General features: G+C 60.7%; 15 protein-coding genes. 6 read left to right on the top strand and 9 right to left on the bottom strand.

The annotated features are described in order from the left end of the window. Positions 1-173: 173 nt before the first annotated feature. From DTW90_RS17470 to DTW90_RS17445, 6 genes are read left to right on the top strand one after another with little or no spacing between them, the layout of a single operon-like run. Positions 174-1337 (top strand): ABC transporter ATP-binding protein, encoded by a 1164-nt coding sequence (locus DTW90_RS17470; protein WP_132522875.1) that lies wholly within the window; start codon positions 174-176, stop codon positions 1335-1337. Further along, complete coding sequence (locus DTW90_RS17465) at positions 1334-2284, top strand: sugar ABC transporter permease (RefSeq protein WP_246664963.1); 951 nt, start codon at positions 1334-1336, stop codon at positions 2282-2284. Before DTW90_RS17470 ends, DTW90_RS17465 begins: the two co-directional genes overlap by 4 nt. Further along, positions 2281-3114, top strand: a complete 834-nt coding sequence (locus DTW90_RS17460; RefSeq protein WP_132522877.1) for a carbohydrate ABC transporter permease — start codon at positions 2281-2283, stop codon at positions 3112-3114. The genes DTW90_RS17465 and DTW90_RS17460 overlap by 4 nt, the downstream gene beginning before the upstream one ends. A 19-nt stretch (positions 3115-3133) precedes the next feature. After that, entirely contained in the window at positions 3134-4393 is a 1260-nt protein-coding gene (locus DTW90_RS17455) for an ABC transporter substrate-binding protein (RefSeq protein WP_149339784.1), read from the top strand. Continuing rightward, positions 4390-5211: a class I SAM-dependent methyltransferase gene (locus tag DTW90_RS17450; protein ID WP_132522881.1), complete on the top strand. Its 822-nt coding sequence runs from the start codon at positions 4390-4392 to the stop codon at positions 5209-5211. Before DTW90_RS17455 ends, DTW90_RS17450 begins: the two co-directional genes overlap by 4 nt. Before the next feature lie 30 nt (positions 5212-5241). Then, a complete protein-coding gene (locus tag DTW90_RS17445; RefSeq protein ID WP_132522883.1) occupies positions 5242-6150 on the top strand; it encodes a metallophosphoesterase in 909 nt (302 codons plus the stop codon). A gap of 18 nt (positions 6151-6168) precedes the next feature. Here the strand turns inward: DTW90_RS17445 and DTW90_RS17440 are convergent, their stop codons facing one another. From DTW90_RS17440 to DTW90_RS17400, 9 genes are all read right to left on the bottom strand, one after another. Further along, positions 6169-6753: a cation transporter gene (locus tag DTW90_RS17440; protein ID WP_132522885.1), complete on the bottom strand. Its 585-nt coding sequence runs from the start codon at positions 6751-6753 to the stop codon at positions 6169-6171. Positions 6754-7004: 251 nt separating this feature from the next. Continuing rightward, positions 7005-7322, bottom strand: a complete 318-nt coding sequence (locus DTW90_RS17435; protein WP_132522887.1) for a hypothetical protein — start codon at positions 7320-7322, stop codon at positions 7005-7007. Beyond that, positions 7322-8806 carry a siroheme synthase CysG gene (gene cysG, locus DTW90_RS17430; protein ID WP_149339782.1) on the bottom strand — a complete coding sequence of 495 codons (1485 nt, stop codon included), beginning with the start codon at positions 8804-8806 and terminating at the stop codon, positions 7322-7324. Before cysG ends, DTW90_RS17435 begins: the two co-directional genes overlap by 1 nt. Next, positions 8778-11435 carry a nitrate reductase gene (locus DTW90_RS17425; RefSeq protein ID WP_149339780.1) on the bottom strand — a complete coding sequence of 886 codons (2658 nt, stop codon included), beginning with the start codon at positions 11433-11435 and terminating at the stop codon, positions 8778-8780. The genes cysG and DTW90_RS17425 overlap by 29 nt, the downstream gene beginning before the upstream one ends. Next, on the bottom strand, positions 11435-11785 hold the full coding sequence (nirD, locus tag DTW90_RS17420; RefSeq protein ID WP_132522891.1) for a nitrite reductase small subunit NirD: 351 nt from the start codon (positions 11783-11785) through the stop codon (positions 11435-11437). The genes DTW90_RS17425 and nirD overlap by 1 nt, the downstream gene beginning before the upstream one ends. Positions 11786-11789: 4 nt before the next feature. Continuing rightward, positions 11790-14240, bottom strand: a complete 2451-nt coding sequence (gene nirB / locus DTW90_RS17415) for a nitrite reductase large subunit NirB (protein ID WP_149339778.1) — start codon at positions 14238-14240, stop codon at positions 11790-11792. A 17-nt stretch (positions 14241-14257) separates the two neighbouring features. Further along, on the bottom strand, positions 14258-15517 hold the full coding sequence (locus tag DTW90_RS17410; protein WP_149339776.1) for a nitrate/nitrite transporter: 1260 nt from the start codon (positions 15515-15517) through the stop codon (positions 14258-14260). A gap of 310 nt (positions 15518-15827) precedes the next feature. Then, positions 15828-17054, bottom strand: a complete 1227-nt coding sequence (locus tag DTW90_RS17405; RefSeq protein WP_132522897.1) for a CmpA/NrtA family ABC transporter substrate-binding protein — start codon at positions 17052-17054, stop codon at positions 15828-15830. Continuing rightward, positions 17051-17653, bottom strand: a complete 603-nt coding sequence (locus DTW90_RS17400; RefSeq protein ID WP_132522899.1) for an ANTAR domain-containing response regulator — start codon at positions 17651-17653, stop codon at positions 17051-17053. The genes DTW90_RS17405 and DTW90_RS17400 overlap by 4 nt, the downstream gene beginning before the upstream one ends. Between the last annotated feature and the right edge of the window lie 361 nt (positions 17654-18014).

Raw genomic sequence — 18014 nt, 5'->3', positions numbered from 1 at the left:
GCACCCGTCATTCTCTGGTCGACTCGCCGTCATATTATGGCGACCGGACGCCACCCGAAACCATTCAATTTGCCGCTGGTATCTAGCAGGCCATTGTCACGAAGCTGAAACAAAATCTGTCTAGACAGATTTCTGTCAAAGACAATTTTGAGTGAGCTGCGGACAATCGCGACATGGCCGAACTGAGTCTATCCAATCTGACGAAGAACTATGGCCTGACGCCAGTGCTTCGCGACGTCTCGCTCGACATTGCGCATGGCGAATTCCTGACGCTGCTCGGGCCGAGCGGCTGCGGAAAGTCGACGCTTTTGAGGATTATCGCCGGGCTGGACGTCCAGGATGGCGGAAGCCTTTCCATCGGCGGCAGGAACGTCGATGGCCTGCGCCCTCGCGCCCGCGACGTGGCCATGGTCTTCCAGTCCTATGCGCTTTATCCGCACATGACGGTCGCTGCCAACATGGCGTTGCCGCTCAGGATGAGACGCCTTTCGGCTGGGCAACGCCTGCCGCTCATCGGTCGTTTTCTTCCCGGTACAAGTCGGACCGGCGCCGAGATCGATGCTGCCGTTGCCACCACTGCCAATGCGCTCGGCATCGGCCATCTCCTCGGTCGCAAACCCGGGCAACTCTCCGGCGGGCAACGACAGAGAGTGGCGGTCGGGCGTGCGATGGTCCGTGATCCCACTGTCTTCCTGATGGACGAGCCGCTCTCGAATCTGGATGCCAAGCTGCGCGTCCAGATGCGCACTGAAATCAAGGAACTGCATAAACGGCTCGGCGTCACCTTCGTCTACGTCACGCATGACCAGGCAGAAGCCATGACGCTGTCCGACCGTGTGGCTGTCATGCTCGACGGCGAGCTGCTGCAGGTGGGCAAGCCGCAGGACATCTATGCCGATCCGACAGATCGGCGCGTTGCGGAATTCGTCGGCTCGCCGAAGATCAACATGCTGACGGCAGTTGTCCGCGAGCGTGGTCGGGTCGAGGCCGCTGGCATGGCGTTGCCGCTGATAGTCGGCCAGCCAGCGGGAACGGCGCTGACGCTTGGTATCAGGCCCGAAGCGTTCCAGCTCGGCGCTCGCGACGGTAAGGATGCCTTTCGCGGACGCGTCCGCCTTGTCGAACATCTCGGTTCCGACCTCTTCGTGCATCTTGACGCCGAAGGCCTCGAAGAGCCGCTCATCGCACGCCTGCCGGTGGAACAGACATCGGAGGCTGCAATTGGCAGGATGCTTGAAATGACGGTCGCGCCTGACCGCTTGCTGGTCTTCGATAAGACCGGGCGACGCCTCAGGCCGAGCGCAGAGATCGTGACGGTTCGGGGGTATGTCCGATGACGGTCACGGCAGACATTATGGTGAAGGAGCAATCTTCGCCAAACGGCGTCTCCAGCGCTGCGGCGAAAGCTGTGGCGCTCCACGAAATGATGGCGGCCTTGATGCTCGCCGGGCCCGCAACGCTCGCGCTGATCGCGCTCTTCATCCTGCCTGTTCTGTGCGTGTTCGGCATTGCCCTTACCGACTGGCAGTTCGGCGCAACGAGCCTGAATTTTGTCGGATCGGCCAATTTCCGCGCGGTATTCGACGATCCGGATTTTCGTACGTCCATCGCAAACACGTTCGTCTACGTGTTGATCGTTGTGCCTGCGACCGTCATTCTCGGCCTGCTGGTCGCAATTCTGGTCGAGAGCGGCGAGAGTCTGCGGTCCTTCTACAGGGCAGTGCACTTCCTTCCCTACATGGCCATGCTCGCCGCCATAGCGATTTCCTGGGAAGGACTTCTCCATCCGACAATCGGGCTGGTCAATCACGTCTTCGCTGCCCTTGGTCTTCCGACCGCCAACTGGCTGCGCAATGAAAACACCGTGCTCGCGTCGCTCGCCGTCATCGGCATATGGCAGAATCTCGGTTTCGCCATGGTGCTGTTTCTCGCGGGTCTCAAGGCAATCCCTGGGGATCTCTATGACGCAGCGAGCGTCGACGGCGCCGATCTCTGGCTTGATCGGCTAAGAACGGTGACATTGCCCATGCTCGGGCCGACGACAATGTTCGTCGTGATCGTCGTCGCCCTTGATGCCTTCAGGGTCTTCGACACGGTCCAAATCCTTACCCAGGGTGGGCCGAACCACGCGTCGGACGTGTTGCTCTACACGCTCTATCGTGAAGGCTTCAACTATCTGCGCACCGGCTACGGCGCTGCCGTCACCATCGTCTTCCTGGCAATTGTCGTCACGCTGACGCTCGTCCAGGCCCGCATCATGGACAGAAGGGTGCATTATTCATGAGCCCTTCCCGCTCCTATCTCGGCGGCCTCGGCCGGCATGCGGCCCTGTTGCCGACGACCCTTTTTGCGCTGGTTCCCTTCATCTGGATGCTCAGCCTCTCGCTGAAGCCACCGGAAGAAATCTTCGGCTCGCCCTTCGCTCTGCTGCCGCAGCATTGGGATGCCTACGAGAATTACAGCAAGGCGCTCAAGGCTGCGCCATTGGCACGCTTCATGCTGAATGGCGGCCTCGTCTGCTTCGCCATACTCGTCCTGCAAATCCTCCTCTGCGCGCCCTGTGCTTATGCGCTCGCAAAGCTGAAATTTCCTGGCCGCGACCTGCTTTTCGGCCTGGTGCTTATCGGACTTCTGCTGCCGCATCAGGTGCTCGCGCTGCCGCTCTTCATCCTCTGCTACAAGCTCGGCATTCTCGACAGCTATGCCGCGTTGATCCTGCCTTTCATCGTCTCCCCCTTCGGCATCTTCCTGTTTCGCCAGTCGTTCAAGTCGATCCCGGACGACATCGTCCAGGCCGCGCGGCTCGATGGTCTTTCCGAATTCGCGATCGTCTGGCGCATCATGGTGCCGATGGCGGTGCCTGCGCTCATCGCCTTTTCGATTTTCTCGGTAGTCGCCCACTGGAACGACCTCTTCTGGCCATCGATCGTCATCAAGACCAGAGATCTCATGCCGCCCTCGCTGGGCGCAGCCGCCTTCAGAAATGTCGAGGCGGGCTATGATTTCGGTCCGCTCATGGCCGGCGCAGTGGTCATCGTATTGCCGCTTCTCCTTGCCTTCGTTCTCGCCCAGCGGTGGTTCATCGAAGGGCTCGCTTCCTCTTCACTCAAATAGATTCAGCACGGAGTTTTTCATGCAAACCTTTGCCAGATCCATCGCGCTTGCAGGTCTGCTCGGCCTGACGGCCGGGTTCGCCCACGCCGCAGACACCACGATCAATGTTCTCTATGCCAATGACCGCACCACCGCCGAGGCCCACGAGGAAATCAAGACTCGTTTCGAAGCGGAGAATCCCGGCATCAAGATCAGCTTCCTGGCACCTGCCGACAGCTATGAGACCGCGACACAGAACCTGCTCCGCGGCGCGCTGATCGGCGATTTGCCTGATGTCGTCTTCCAGGGCCAGAATCTGATCCGCAGTCTGGTCGATCGCAACCTTGCCGTACCGCTGAACAGTTTCATCGAGGCCGATGGCGGCGCGGAGAAACTCGGCTACGACGCCGGCATGTTGCGCATCGGGACGCTGAAAGATCGCTACTACGCCATCCCCTTTGCCGTTTCGACACCGCTCGTCTATGTCAATCTGGATCTCGTAAAGGCGGCAGGCGTCGATCCGGATCACTTCCCGACCAATTGGGCGGACATGGTGGCACTCGGCAAGAAGCTCAACGACCCGGCAAAGGGCGTGACGGGTTTCTATTTCCAGTGGGACGTCACCGGTAACTGGATGTTCCAGAGCCTCGACTTCAGCTATGGCGGCCAGATGCTGAGCGCCGATGAAAAGACCGCCACGCTCGACAGCCCCGCCGGAATGAAGACACTGGAAACGCTGGAAAGCTTCGCCAAGGCCGGCATGCCCAATCTTCCGTCCGCCCAGGCACGACCGGCTTTCGCGGCCGGCAAGATTGCCATCTTCGGCGACTCCAGTTCCAATCTCGGCAAGGCAACGACGATGATTGGCAAGAATTTCCAGTTCCGGACCTATCCCTTCCCGCTGCCATCAGCCGACGCCAAGCTGCCGGCCGGCGGCAATGCGGCGGTCATGCTGACGAAGGATGCCGAAAAGCAGAAGGCGGTCTGGAAGTACATCAAGTTCGCCACCGGTCCGATCGGCCAGACGATCATGGCACGCCACACCGGCTACCTGCCGAGCAACAATATCGCCATCCAGACGGCCGATCTGCTCGGCGACTACTATGCATCGCAGCCAAATTGTCAGACCAGCATCAAGCAGATCCCCATCCTCACCGGCTGGTACGCATTTCCAGGACCGAACGGCCTGAAGATCATCGACGTCATCAAGAACCATCTCGAAGCGGTCGTCATGGGCAAAAAGACCGCCACGGAGACTGCCTCTGCCATGAACCGCGACGTCCAGGCTCTGCTGCCATGACCTCGACTGAAACCAATACCGCACAGGACGCAGCCGCCAGCCCCTATGAGGGGCTGGCTTCCAACTACAACGAAGCACGCCCGAGCTATCCGGATGTATCAATTGCAGATCTCGCCGGAACGACCGGCCTTGTCGTCGACGTGGGAGCTGGCACCGGCATCTTCACCCGTCAACTCGCCCGTGCCGTGCCGCAAGCCGAGGTGATCGGCCTCGAGCCGAGCGCAGACATGCGGCGCATGGCGCAGACCGCCTCGGGTCATCTGGGCAACGTCACGTTCCAGATCGGTTCGGCGGAGAAACTGCCCTTCGACGATGAAACGGTTGCAATCGTTACGGCCGCCACCGCAGCCCACTGGTTCGACCGGCCGGTCTTTTACGCCGAGGCCTTCCGGTGCCTCGGAAAGGGTGGCCGCCTGGTCATCCTTCAGAATATCCGCCGATGGTGGGACAGCGATTGGCTGGCTGCCTACGAGGACCTGCATGAATCCACCGTGGGCAACTATCGCCGAGGCACCTTTCCTGCTCCTGAGGGGCAGTGTCGGGCGCTCGACGTTGCCGCAGAACTCTCTGCGCATGAGGGGGTCTCGTCGGTCATGACGCAGGATTTCGAATGGCGCACCACGCTTTCGGAAAAGGATTTCGTCAGCTTCAGCCTTTCCTCGACGATCACCCAGCGCGCCATCGCTGCAATCAGCGAAACCGCTTATCTCGAAAGGCTGGCGCGGCTGATGGATGCTCACTCCGACGGTGGCATCCTGCCGATCGACTACGTAACCCGCGTCGTCACAGCCACGCGGGCCGACGATCCGGCCGCCTGATATCATTCTCTACGAGCAACGAGTTTTTCTATGCAAATGACTGCCGATCAGTTCCGCATCATCCAGATTTCCGATCCGCATCTCGGTCGTCGCCGGCCCTTCTTTCAGCACAATTGGGAAGTGCTCGTAGAATTGCTTAACGCGGAGACCTACGATCTCATCGTCTGCACCGGCGACATGTCGATAGAAGGCGCAGAATTTGAAGACGAGCTTGTCTTTGCAGCGCAGCAGTTCGAGCGTATCCGAGGCCCGGTTCTCTTCACGCCGGGAAATCACGATATCGGCAACAGTCTGCCTGACGTGCGCGGCGGCGAAACGGCGATCACCGCCGCCCGCTGCGACGCCTTTGTCAGGTATTTCGGGCCTGATTTTTGGTCTCGCGACATCGGCAGCCACTGGCGGCTGGTCGGCCTCAACTCGATGCTTCCGGGAAGCGGTCTCGACGGCGAAGCGCAGCAACAGGCAATGATCGAGGAGGTTGTCGCGAGTGCAGCAGGACGCCGCCTGATGGTCTTCAAACACAAGCCGCTCTACGTGCGCCAACCCGACGAAACGGCCATGACCCAGAGCGCGCTCTATCCCGAGCATCGAGCCCGATTGAAGGACACCCTGTCGTCAGCCGGAAACGCGCTGATCTGCAGCGGCCACATCCACGATTACAAGACGGCATCATGGGAGGGTCTCGACCAGATTTGGGCGCCGTCAACGGCCTTCGTCATCGATCGCGACGGTTTGCTCCATCCCCTGCATGGCATCCGCCGCACCGGTTATCTCGTCCACACGCTCGCTGGAGATAAACACAGCCACGAATTCGTCGAGCCGGACCGCTTCCTCAACATCGATGTCGGAAACTGGATGCGGGCTCCTGAAACCTTCCACGCTCGTTATCACGCAGAACCGCTCCGCGGCCTCACTCTTGCAGATGGCCAGCAGAGCTGAACTGCCGATCGGCAAATTTCACGCTTCGGCCGTGCGATGTTCCTCACGCGCGGCCTCCCAGACCTCCCATGCCGCATCGGCGTTCATCGCGGCAATGCCAAGGCCCACCACGATATCCGGCCACACGGAATGCCAGACAAACGCGGTGACGAGGCCGGTTGCGATGATTGCAAGGTTCGCATAGACGTCATTTCGCGCCGACAGAAAGGCGGCTCGTGTCAAACCTCCGCTATGATGCCGATATGCGGTCAGCAAAAGCGCGCAGGTGACATTCACTGCCAATGCGCCCAAACCGGCCAGGCCAAGGGCAAGAGGCTGCGGCGGCACCGGATTCATGAAGCGCTCATAGGCCGTCCAGGCAGTCGCCAGGCCGGGAACGAGCAAAATCAGGGCAAGCAGCATGCCCACTTGGGCACGCGATCGGGCAGTCCACGCAAGCGCGACCACGATGAGCAAATTGATTGAAGCATCTTCGAGGAAATCAACGCTGTCCGCGAAAAGCGATACGGACCCTATCGCCAGCGCAACCGCAAATTCGATCCCGAAGTAAGCCAGGTTCAAAAGCGCCACGACGAGAACTATACGACGGAGCGGTCGGTTCATTTCCGTTTTCATGAAATTCTGCACACCTCGAATCTCAACGAGAGATCCACAGCTGATCTCAACGACGCCATAGCTCATTTGGAAACGCTTCCCAACCTGTTTCGTTGGCATCGCTGCTCGCCACCGGTATGAACGATGCCGCGAGGAGGCGTCGAATGGATTTTCGATACCCTGCTCTTGAACAACGGAACTGATCCGTCGATCCATGACAACCGTCCAGATACCATCTGTGCGGAGGTGTACATTCTTGCTCATTGAAAACCAGGCGCGCCATATCGCAGGTAGGCGAGCAGAAGAGCGGCGGAAAGCGATACGGCGAGGGGCATATTGGTTCCCTGTGCAAATCGGCCGAGCAGAAGACCGGTGGCGACTACCAGCATACTAACCGGCCATGTGCCGCCGCTGAAGGCCAGGCCGAGGGACGTGATGCAGACGGCAGACGCCAACATCGGGAGTGGCCGCGTGGCATTTGCGACAGATGCTGCGCCGTCGAAAATAGCGATGAAGCAGTTCCAGCTCAGTGCGATCGAAATGATAAGCAGGACGGGGGCGATGGCGTGTATCTGCATCAGGCGCCCACCATCATCGAAGTCGAATTGCCTTGGACGTCAATCGCGTCTCTTGCGGTTTGGCGCTCCGCCAGGGCTCGGCCGACGGCGATCAGGACCGGATGATCGTAGCCGATCTCGTTGATGCCTTCTCCGAGCCTCGCTAGCGTTCCGTGCCATTGACGTTCGGCAGGACGACTGACATTGCTGACGATGACTGCAGGTGTTGAAGGCGACGCGCCGGCTTCAACGAGGCGCTCGGCGATAAGGCATGCCGTCCGCCCGCCCATATAGAACACATTGGTGGTCTTCGGATCAGCGATCGAGCGCCAGTCCATATCGTCGGGCAAGACGCCGCTGCGCGAGTGGCCGGTGATATAACGAACGGATTGCGCGTGGTCCCGGTGCGTGAGCGACAGGCCGAGACCCGCTGCCATCGCGCTTGCGGCTGTGATGCCCGGAATGACGTCGACGGGAATATTCTGCCGCTCGAGGCAGGCGATCTCTTCGCCGGCGCGACCGAAGATCATCGGGTCGCCGGACTTCAGCCGGACGACGCGTTTGCCTGCCCTGGCGAATTTCACCATCATCTCGTTGATGTCCTCCTGCCGGCAGCTGGTGCGACCCCCTCTCTTGCCCACGAGCATGCGTTTTGCCTCGCGGCGAGCGAGTTCCAGCACGTCGGCCGATACCAGATCGTCGAAGAGAATGATGTCGGCCGCCTGCAGCGCGCGCACCGCCTTCAGGGTCAGGAGTTCCGCGTCCCCCGGCCCTGCCCCGACGAGCGTCACGCAGCCGCCTTTCGCGGCAGCGGCCTTTATCCCGCGCGCTGACTCGAGAAGCTGCTTCTCGGCGTCATGACTGGGCACATCCCTGAACGCATCATCTGCAAACCTCTCCCAGAAAATGCGCCGTTCCGAAGTCGTTTTCAGCTGCCGATTGACATGGTCTCGCAGGGACCGGGCGATTTGCGCCCAGGACTGAATGGCGCGCGGCAGCAGCGTCTCGATCTTCCGGCGGATCGCCTGCGCCAATATCGGCGCGGCACCATCCGTCGAGATCGCGACGACGACGGGCGAACGATTGACGATCGAGCCGAACTGAAATTGGCAATAGGCCGGCTTGTCGATCACGTTCACCGGTACCCCGAGCGAGCGTGCCGCATCGAAGAAGCACCTGGCTTCGGCGTCCTCGTCGAAATCCGCGATCGCGAGCTCGGCGTTCACAAGATCGGGCGGCGCCCAGCGTCTGCGGTGGTGGACAAGGCTGGCGCTGGGGTGGCGCAACGGACTCGTGAGAAGGATTTGAAGACCATCGCCCGCCTCCTCGGTGAAGACCTCGACCTGCGCCCCACAGGCTAACATCAGTTCCGCTTTCCAGGCGGCAGCGTCGGAGCCGCCGACGATGACCACGCGCTTTTTCTCTAGCGTCCAGAAGACAGGAAGCTTCGCAAGCGGCTCCATGCGCGAGGAACCTTCACTCGGCGGCTTGGGTAAGGCATGCATCGATGATCCCCCTGATCTCGGCGCGGCAGGAGCCGCAATTGGTGCCCGCGTTGAGTTGCTTGCCGACAGCCTCAACGCTGTGGCAACCTCCACGAACGGCGGCGACGATCTGGTTGACGCCGACGCCGAAGCAGGAACAGACGGTTGCGCCCGGATCAGGCTTGTCCGCGCCCGGTCGCCCGGCGATGAGCGCGAAGCGCTTGCGAATATCCGTGTGGTTGGCGACAAGCTGCGAGATCGTCCAATTGCGGGCAACCGGTACCGGTTCGGGCGCCAGAAACAGAGCCGCGAGCAAACGATCGCCGGCAAAGAAGGCAAGTCTCGTCACGCCAGTCTGCGCATCGGCGTAGCCGAGAGGCTCGATGTCCTCGGCTATGGCAAAGGTCGCGCGGCACCATGAGCACCAATCGGTTTCCGCCTCATCGAAGGCCAGCTCCATCCGCCATCCACCATCGGCCTTCGCGATCGCCCAATAGGCGGCATCAAGCGGCGCCGGTTGTTCGACCGAGAGCCCGAAGCCGTAGCGTGCCACTTTGAACGGTCGTGCGGTGACCGCGACATTCTTCGATGCGGGCTGACCCGAGATTGGGTCTGTCCGCGGTGCAACGAGTGCATCGATGCGTCCCCTGGCGGCAAACTGATCGTTCCAGTGCATGGGAACGAAGATACTGCCCCGGGCCTGTCGTTCGGTGATTAGGGCGCGGACGACCGCCTTGCCATAAGGGCTCTCGATCTCGACGAGATCCGCCTTGCCGACGCCGATGTCGATCGCATCGCGCGGATGCAGTTCGGCAAAAGGCTCGGCGATGTGAGACGAGAGACGCGCGCTTTTGCCCGTGCGCGTCATCGTATGCCAATGATCGCGAACCCGCCCGGTATTCAGCGTGAAGGGGTAATTGGGATCGGTCCGGTCCATGAGGACTGGATTGACCGCGACGAACCGGGCTTTGCCGTCGGCGTGGTAGAAACCACCCTTTGCGAAGAAGCGCGTTTCAATCGCCTTGCCGCCCTCGGGCTGCGGCCACTGGAAAGGCTGAAACTCATCGTAGCTGCTGGAACCCATGCCGGCATAGGCGCCGATATCGAAATCGCGTCCACCATTATTCTCGAAGGCGGACAGAGCAGCATGCTCGCTAAAAATCTCGGCGCTGGAGGCGAATTGAAACCCCGCGTAGAAGCCCATGCGGCGGGCGACTTCCGCCAGCTGCCACCAATCGGCCCTCGCCTCTCCCGGCGTTTCGAGGAAGGCGCGCTGACGGGAAATCCGCCGCTCCGAGTTCGTCACCGTTCCGTCCTTCTCGCCCCATCCGAGCGACGGCAGTAGGACATGGGCATGCCGCGTCGTATCCGTGTTCTTCAGCACATCGGAAACGACCACGAAGGGACAGGCCTTGATCGCCGCCTCGACGGCATCGGCATCCGGCATGGAGACGACGGGGTTGGTCGCCATGATCCAGATCGCCTTGATGCGTCCGTCCGCAACCGCCTTGAACATGTCGACGGCCTTCAGGCCGGGCTTCTCGGCGATCCTCGGCGCGGTCCAGAAGCGCTGGACACGGTCGCGATGCTCTGGATTTTCGATATCCATATGGGCGGCAAGCATGTTGGCAAGCCCGCCAACCTCGCGTCCTCCCATGGCGTTTGGCTGGCCCGTCAGGGAGAACGGTCCCATGCCCGGCCGGCCAATGCGGCCGGTCGCGAGGTGACAGTTGATGATGGCGTTGACCTTATCGGTCCCTGACGCCGACTGGTTGACGCCCTGGCTGTAGCAGGTGACGACCCGCTCTGTAGTGGCGAAGAGGTGATAGAACTCGCGCAGCTGCATCGCCGGCAGGCCGGTGAGATCCAGGAGATCGCTGAAGGAAATCGTGGCGGATGCTGCAAAGGCGTCCGCAAAGCCACCCGTATGCTCGGCGATATAATTCTGGTCGACCGCGTTTTCGGAGATCAGATGCGCAAACAGCCCCGCAAAGAGCGCGACATCGCCATCCGGCCGGATCGCCAGATGCATATCCGCAATATCGGCCGTCATCGTCCGGCGCGGATCGATGACGACGATTTTCATGGCCCGACGCGCTGCCTTGGCAGCAGCCAGCCGCTGGTAGAGGACAGGATGACACCAGGCGAGGTTGGAGCCCGCAAGGATGACCAGGTCAGCGAGCTCGATATCCTCGTAGGTTCCTGGCACCGTGTCGGAACCGAAGGCGCGCCGATGGCCGGCGACGGAGGAGGACATGCAGAGGCGTGAATTGGTGTCGATGTTGGCAGAGCCGATGAAGCCCTTCATTAGCTTGTTGGCGAGATAGTAGTCCTCGGTCAGCAATTGGCCGGAGACATAGAAGGCAACGGAATCAGGTCCGTGCTCGACGATCGTCTGCGAAAATCGCTGCGCGACGAGGTCAAGCGCCGTGTCCCATTCGACCCGTTTCCCCGCTATTTCGGGGTGGAGAACTCGCCCGTCGAGATCGATGGTTTCGCCGAGCGCCGAACCCTTCGAGCAGAGCCTTCCGAAGTTGGAGGGATGGTCGGGATCGCCCTGCACGGAGACTGTGCCGTCCTCGGCGACCTTGGCGATCACGCCGCAGCCGACACCACAATAGGGACACGTTGTCCTGACCTCTTTCTCCATTATTCGGCCGCCATCATTATGCTTCCGAGGGCGATGGAGAGAGCCCCATTCTCGTTGCGAACGGGGATGGTGCGGACCGCGCCGTGATCGGCGCCGAGCGCCTTGCCCGTTTCGAGCGAGATCACCCAATTATGCAGCGGGCAGGTCACGGCTTTCGCATGGACGATGCCCTGCGAAAGCGCCCCGCCCTTGTGCGGGCAATGATCCTCGATTGCGAAGACCTCGTTTTCAGCGGTCCGGAAGACCGCAATTTTGCCTTGCGGTGTCTTCACGCAGCGCGCGCCCCTCAGCGGAATATCGGCGACATCGCCGATCGGATGCCAGGTTTCCTTTGGCCAGTTCATGTCCATCTCCTCACTCGGCAGCCTGCGGATAGCCGATCGTCGCCATCGGCCTGAACTCGTGCTTGTCCTTGCCGGAAACACGCTCCGACCAGGGATCGACCTGGGCAAATGTCTGCGAGAAAACGAAGCGGTCGTAATAGGCCTTGCGCTTCTCCGCATCGCCCATGATCTGGCGGCGGATTTCGTCGAGGCCGACGCGCTTTGCCCATTTGTAGATACGCTCGAGATAGCGCGCCTGTTCGCGATACATCTGCGTCAGCGCCACGATATGCTCCAGCGCCTCGTCTTCGGTCCTGACGAGGCCGAGAACTTCGGTGCCCTTGATGTCGAGGCCGGCGGCACCCGCAAAGTGGATTTCGAACCCGCTGTCCACACAGATCACGCCGATGTCCTTGCAGGTTGCCTCGGCGCAATTGCGCGGACATCCTGACACCGCCATCTTCAGCTTGGCGGGCGTCCAGGAGCCCCACATAAATTTTTCGATGCGGATGCCAAGGCCGGTAGAGTCCTGCGTGCCGAAACGGCACCAGTCTGAGCCGACGCAAGTCTTCACGGTGCGCAGACCCTTTGCATAGGCCTGGCCGGAGACGAAACCGGCCTTGCCGAGATCGGCCCAGACACCAGGCAGATCTTCCTTCTCGACGCCGAGCAGGTCGATGCGCTGGCCGCCTGTTACCTTCACCATCGGGATTTCGAACTTGTCGACGACATCGGCAATAGCGCGAAGTTCGCTCGACGAGGTGACGCCGCCCCACATGCGCGGTACGACCGAAAAGGTGCCGTCCTTCTGGATGTTGGCGTGAACGCGCTCGTTGATGAAGCGCGACTGGTAGTCGTCGGCATATTCGTCCGGCCAGTCGCAGACGAGGTAGTAATTGAGGGCGGGACGACATTTGGCGCAGCCGCACGACGTCTTCCATTCAAGCTCCTGCATGACGGCCGGGATGGTCTTCAGCCCCTTGGCCTTGATGAGCCGGCGAACGTCGTCATGACCGAGCTCGGTGCAGGTGCACATCGGCTGGACGGCAGCGGGGTTGTAACTGTCGCCAAGCGTCAGCGTCATCAGCTGTTCGACCAAGCCCGTACAGGAGCCGCAGGAGGCGGAGGCCTTGGTGTGAGCGCGCACGTCGTCCAACGACGTCAGGCCTCTGGCCGTGATCGTAGAGGTGATCTTGCCCTTGCAAACGCCGTTGCAGCCACAGATTTCCGCATCATCCGGCAAGGCTGCAACGGCCGCCATAGGGTCCAGCGGTGACCCTCCCTGATAAGCCTGGCCGAAAATCAGCGTCTCGCGCATGTCGGCGATGTCGGTCTGCTTTTTCTTCAGATCGTTGAACCAGGCGCCATCGGCAGTCTCGCCGTAAAGCACAGTGCCGATGATCCTGTTGTCCTTCAGCACGAGACGCTTGTAGACGCCGGCGGATGCGTCGCGCAGCACGATTTCCTCGCGATCGTCGCCATCGGCGAAGTCGCCGAGCGAGAACAGATCGATGCCTGTCACCTTTAGCTTGGTCGGCGTGTCCGAATGGACGAACGCGGCCGAACTGTCTCCGGACAGATGCGAGGCCGCCACGCGCGCCATTTCATAAAGTGGGGCGACGAGACCGTAGACCATGCCGCCCACCTCCGCGCATTCACCGAGCGCCATGATGCTGCCGTCCGAGGTCTGCATGCCGTCATCGACGACGATGCCGCGGTTGACGGCGATGCCGGCGTCCTTGGCGATTCCGATATTCGGGCGAATGCCGACGGCCATGACGACAAGCGTGGCGGGAATGATGCGGCCGTCATCAAGCTCGATGCCTTCCACACGCTCCTTGCCGACGATCGCCCTGGTATTGGCCTTGCAGATCACCTTGATGCCGCGTTCCTCGACGGCCCTTTGCAGAAGATAGCCAGCGGCTGGGTCGAGCTGGCGCTCCATCAGCGTCGGCATGACATGCAGGACGGTGACGTCCATACCGCGGGAAGCAAGGCCGGCAGCGGCTTCGAGGCCGAGGAGGCCGCCGCCGATAACGACCGCCTTCTCGCGCGACTGGGCGGCCAGCAGCATCGCCTGCACGTCGTCGAGGTCGCGATAGGTGATGACGCCGGGCAGATCCTTGCCCGGAACAGGGATGATGAAGGGAACGGAGCCGGTGGCGATCACCAGCTTGTCGTAGCTCTCCGTGATGCCGTGGTCCGAAGTAACGGTCTTAGCGGTCCGATCGATCGCAACGATCTTGTGGCCCTTGTAGAGCACGATGCCGTGCTTAATATACCAGCCGTCGCCGTGGATGATGATCTGCTCGTAGTCCTTTTCGCCGGAGAGCACCGGCGAAAGCATGATGCGGTCGTAATTGACGCGCGGCTCGGCGTTGAAAATGGTCACCTGGTAGCGGCCGGGTGCCTTTTCGAACAGGTGTTCCAGCATGCGGCCGGGCGCCATGCCGTTGCCGATAATGACAAGTTTCTCAGTCATGGTTTGAAATCCTTGGCTCAGGTTGCTGCAACGGACTGCGCGGAGAGACTGCGGCGCTCGATCTGCTTGACTGACAGGTGCATCCAGACGAGCGAGACGATGATGATGGCAAAGAGCAGCAGGAAGCAGCTGGACCATAGGCCAGTCATGTCCTTGAGGTAGCCGAAGGCGATCGGCAGGACGAAGCCGCCAAGGCCGCCCATCATGCCGACCACGCCCCCGACCGCGCCGACGCTATCGGGATAATAGGCGGGGATGTGCTTGTAGACCGCTGCCTTACCGAGGCTCATCACGAAACCGAGACCGAAGATGACGACGATGAAGACGGCGGGCGTGATGCCGGTCGAAGTGCTCGTCGCGGCAGGGAAAGACAGGATGAGCGTCGCGACGGCGGCAACGGCGAACATCACATACATGACGCTGCGGGCGCCCTTCTTGTCCGAGACTGCACCGCCGAAAGCACGGAAGATACTGCCGGGGATCGAATAGGCAGCGGCGACCATGCCGGCCGTTTCGAGATTGAAGCCGTAGACGCCGACCAGATAGCGCGGAAGCCACAGCGAGAGGGCAATGAACCCGCCGAAGGCAAAGAAATAGTAGAGCGAGAAACGCCAGACCTGCAGGTTCTTCAAAGGCGCGAACTCCTTTGCCAGGCTTTTGGGCGCGCGCCCGTTCTGCTGGCGATGGCGAAAGGCAGGATCGTCGGTCGTGGTGAACCAGAAGATGACCGCCATCAGCGCCAGGACGCCAGCCCAGATTTGAGCTACGGCGGGCCAGCCCCAAGCCAGCAGGACAAATGGGGCAGCGAACTTCGTGATGGCTGCACCGACGTTGCCAGCGCCGAAGATGCCGAGCGCCGTTCCCTGTTTCTCTGCGGGAAAGAACGGCGAGACATAGGCGATACCAACGGCGAAAGTTCCCCCGGCAAGACCAACGCCGAGACCTGCAAGCAGCATCTGCGCATAGGTATGGGCATAGGAAAGCAGGAATGTTGCAACAGCAGCAGCCAGCATTGTGAGCGTAAAGACGAGGCGCCCGCCGTAACGCTCCGTCCATATCCCGAGAACGATGCGGACGAGCGAGCCCGTCAACACGGGCGTGCCGACCAGCAATCCGAACGCGGCTTCGCTCAGACCCAGATCCTGCTTGATACGAATGCCGATGATCGCAAAAATCGTCCAGACGGCAAAACAGAGGGTGAAGGCGACCGTGGAGATCCAGAGTGCCTTGGCGGGTTCGTTGGCGGATATGGATTGCGATTTCTCTATGACAGACATGGCTTCTCCGAGGCCCGACAAGGTCGTGCCGATCCATCGTTGCGGTTGAAAACAAAAAGCCGCTGCTCAGGGTGCACGGGCACGGAAGGTGCGCGCGTATAAACCTGGTCAGCGGCTTTGCTTGAGGCGCCCGTCGTTGGACACCGAAATCCTGTGGCCCATGGGGCCTGATAGTTTTAGATGCAAGGCACGTGCCAAGTTTAGAACTGCAACGTTTTCAGCGATTTCGATTGAGATGCCCGCCGCCGGCACAATGCCATGCCGCAAAAGCGGTCGCATAAAATGCCAAAAATTGTGCAGCGCTTATAAATTAGGCTTTGAGCACGCTGCGCCTTTGAGCGGCAACATAGTCGTCCACACGGTCGGGATCGAAAAGATTGCCGTCGAAAAAGCCGTCAGGCCCCAATGTCAGCGAACCAGTTGAACCGACGGGGGTCTCAATTTGCAGCGCGCCTTCGACCTTGGCACTTGCCGCCGGCATCGCGATACCGAGCGTCTTCAGTGCTTCGCGGTAGATATCGGGACGATAGGTATTGCCGGCGACCTGTTGATGCGAGGCGCTGTGGGCAATCTGCTGCCAACGTACCATCTGGGTGTAGAACCAGAGGGCGTGGCTCTTCCAGGGGAAGGTTGCCGCCTTCGCGTTCGGAACGAAGAAGTCCTTGATGGTCCTTGTTTCGCCGCTGCCGATCGGCAAAACGCCTGTCAGCGCCGGCAGCAGCAATTCGGCCGGCCGATCGATGTAGATCGGTGCGGCGAGAAGAGTTGCGAGCTCCTGGCGGTTGCCTGGGTCGGCGCACCACAGCGAGGCCTTGTAGAGCGATCGCAGAAGCGCCGCCAATGCTTCCGGGTGCGCGTCGCCCCAACGGCCGTTCACGCCAAGCACTTTTTCCGGGCTCGACTTCCAGATCTCCGCCTTGACGGTTGCCAGATGCGCGCCGCGTTTCAATATGCCGAAGCTGTTCCACGGCTCGCCGACGCAATAGCCGTCGATCGCGCCCTCCTGAAGCGCATCGCCCATATCGGGAGGCGGCACGACGAGAATCTCGATCTCCCGATCGGGATCGATGCCGCTCGCCGAAAGCCAGTAGCGGAGCTCGTAGTTATGGCCGGAATAGGGATGAACGACGGCAAAGCGCAGCCTCTCAGCTCTGGATTCCGAAACGACCTTTCGAAGCGCCATTCCATTCGTGCGGGCGTCGAGATCGTCGGTCGCTCCATGAGCGACCATTTGGCGCCAGAGTTCGGCGGAGACAGTCACGCCGTTGCCGCCGAGACCGAGTGCCATCGGCACGATCATCCGCGGTGCCGGCGCCGTCAGCCCGAGATTGCAGGCGATCGGCATCGGCGCAAGAATATGGGCAACCTCGAAATGTCCAACCGCCAACCGGTCCCGGATCGTTGCCCAGGAGCGTTCGCGCACGAGCGTCAGGTCGAGATCTTCGCCTGCCGCAAATCCCTTCTCTTTTGCGACAACCAGAAGTGCGCTATCGAGAAGAGGCAGGAAGCCGGCGGTTATCTGATAGCTGTCGCTCATACATCTTCTCCCGGATCGAGAAGGCTTGCGGCCGTGATGAGGCTTTGCGCAATCTCGACAATCTTCCTGTTCTGGTTCATGGCGGTCTTCCGCAGCAGCCCGTAGGCGGCTTCTTCGGAGAGACCGCGCGAACGCATCAGCAGCCCCTTGGCGCGATCGATCACCTTGCGGTTTTCGAGCTCGCCGCGCGTCTCCTCCAGTTCACGGCTCAAGCGTGAGAAGGCGTTGAACCGACTGATTGCCATCTTGAGGATCGGCCGCACACGCTCCTGCTTCAGCCCGTCAACGATATAGGCAGAGACCCCGGCTTCGACCGCCGCTTCGATAGAGGCTTCGTCCGACCGATCGACGAACATGGCGATCGGCCTTTGAACCGCGCGTGAAATCTGGAAGAAGCTTTCGAGCATGTCGCGGTTCGGATTTTCGAGGTCGATCACGATCACATCGGGATTGATCTCGGCAATGCGTCGAGCCAGGCCGTGCATGTCATCGATGATCGTCACCCGATCGTAGCCGGCCTCGCGCAGCCCGACATCGATGATCGAAGCGCGAATTCGATTCTCGTCTATGACAAGGACATTGAGACTGCTGTGCTTCATCGGCAGTACCATGCTGATGTCAAAACCTGGATTGCAGTGGGCTCAGGAGCGCATCACCGGACGACATGATTTCAAGCACTCCGCTGGCCAACTGCTTCGTAGCGCTTCCAATATGTAGCAGTTATAACAGGCAAAAAGCATAGAAGGTCAGTTTTAGCAACCTCGGCGTATTCTCATCCATCCAGCCCGAGATCAAGGGATGGTGGGTTACGTCGCCGACATGCAGAGATACGAGATCCGCGCGAATTTTCTCGCCCCCGAAATCCTGTGCATATTTTCACAATGGCTGAGAGAATGACCAATTTTCCGCCAACCGCCCGTCCTCTATCGATTGGATGAAGCCGAGGAGTGGGGAGTAACC

Source organism: Neorhizobium sp. P12A (assembly GCF_008365395.1).
In the GTDB taxonomy this organism is placed as follows: Bacteria; Pseudomonadota; Alphaproteobacteria; order Rhizobiales; family Rhizobiaceae; genus Rhizobium.
This window is presented reverse-complemented; position numbering and strand designations above follow the sequence as displayed.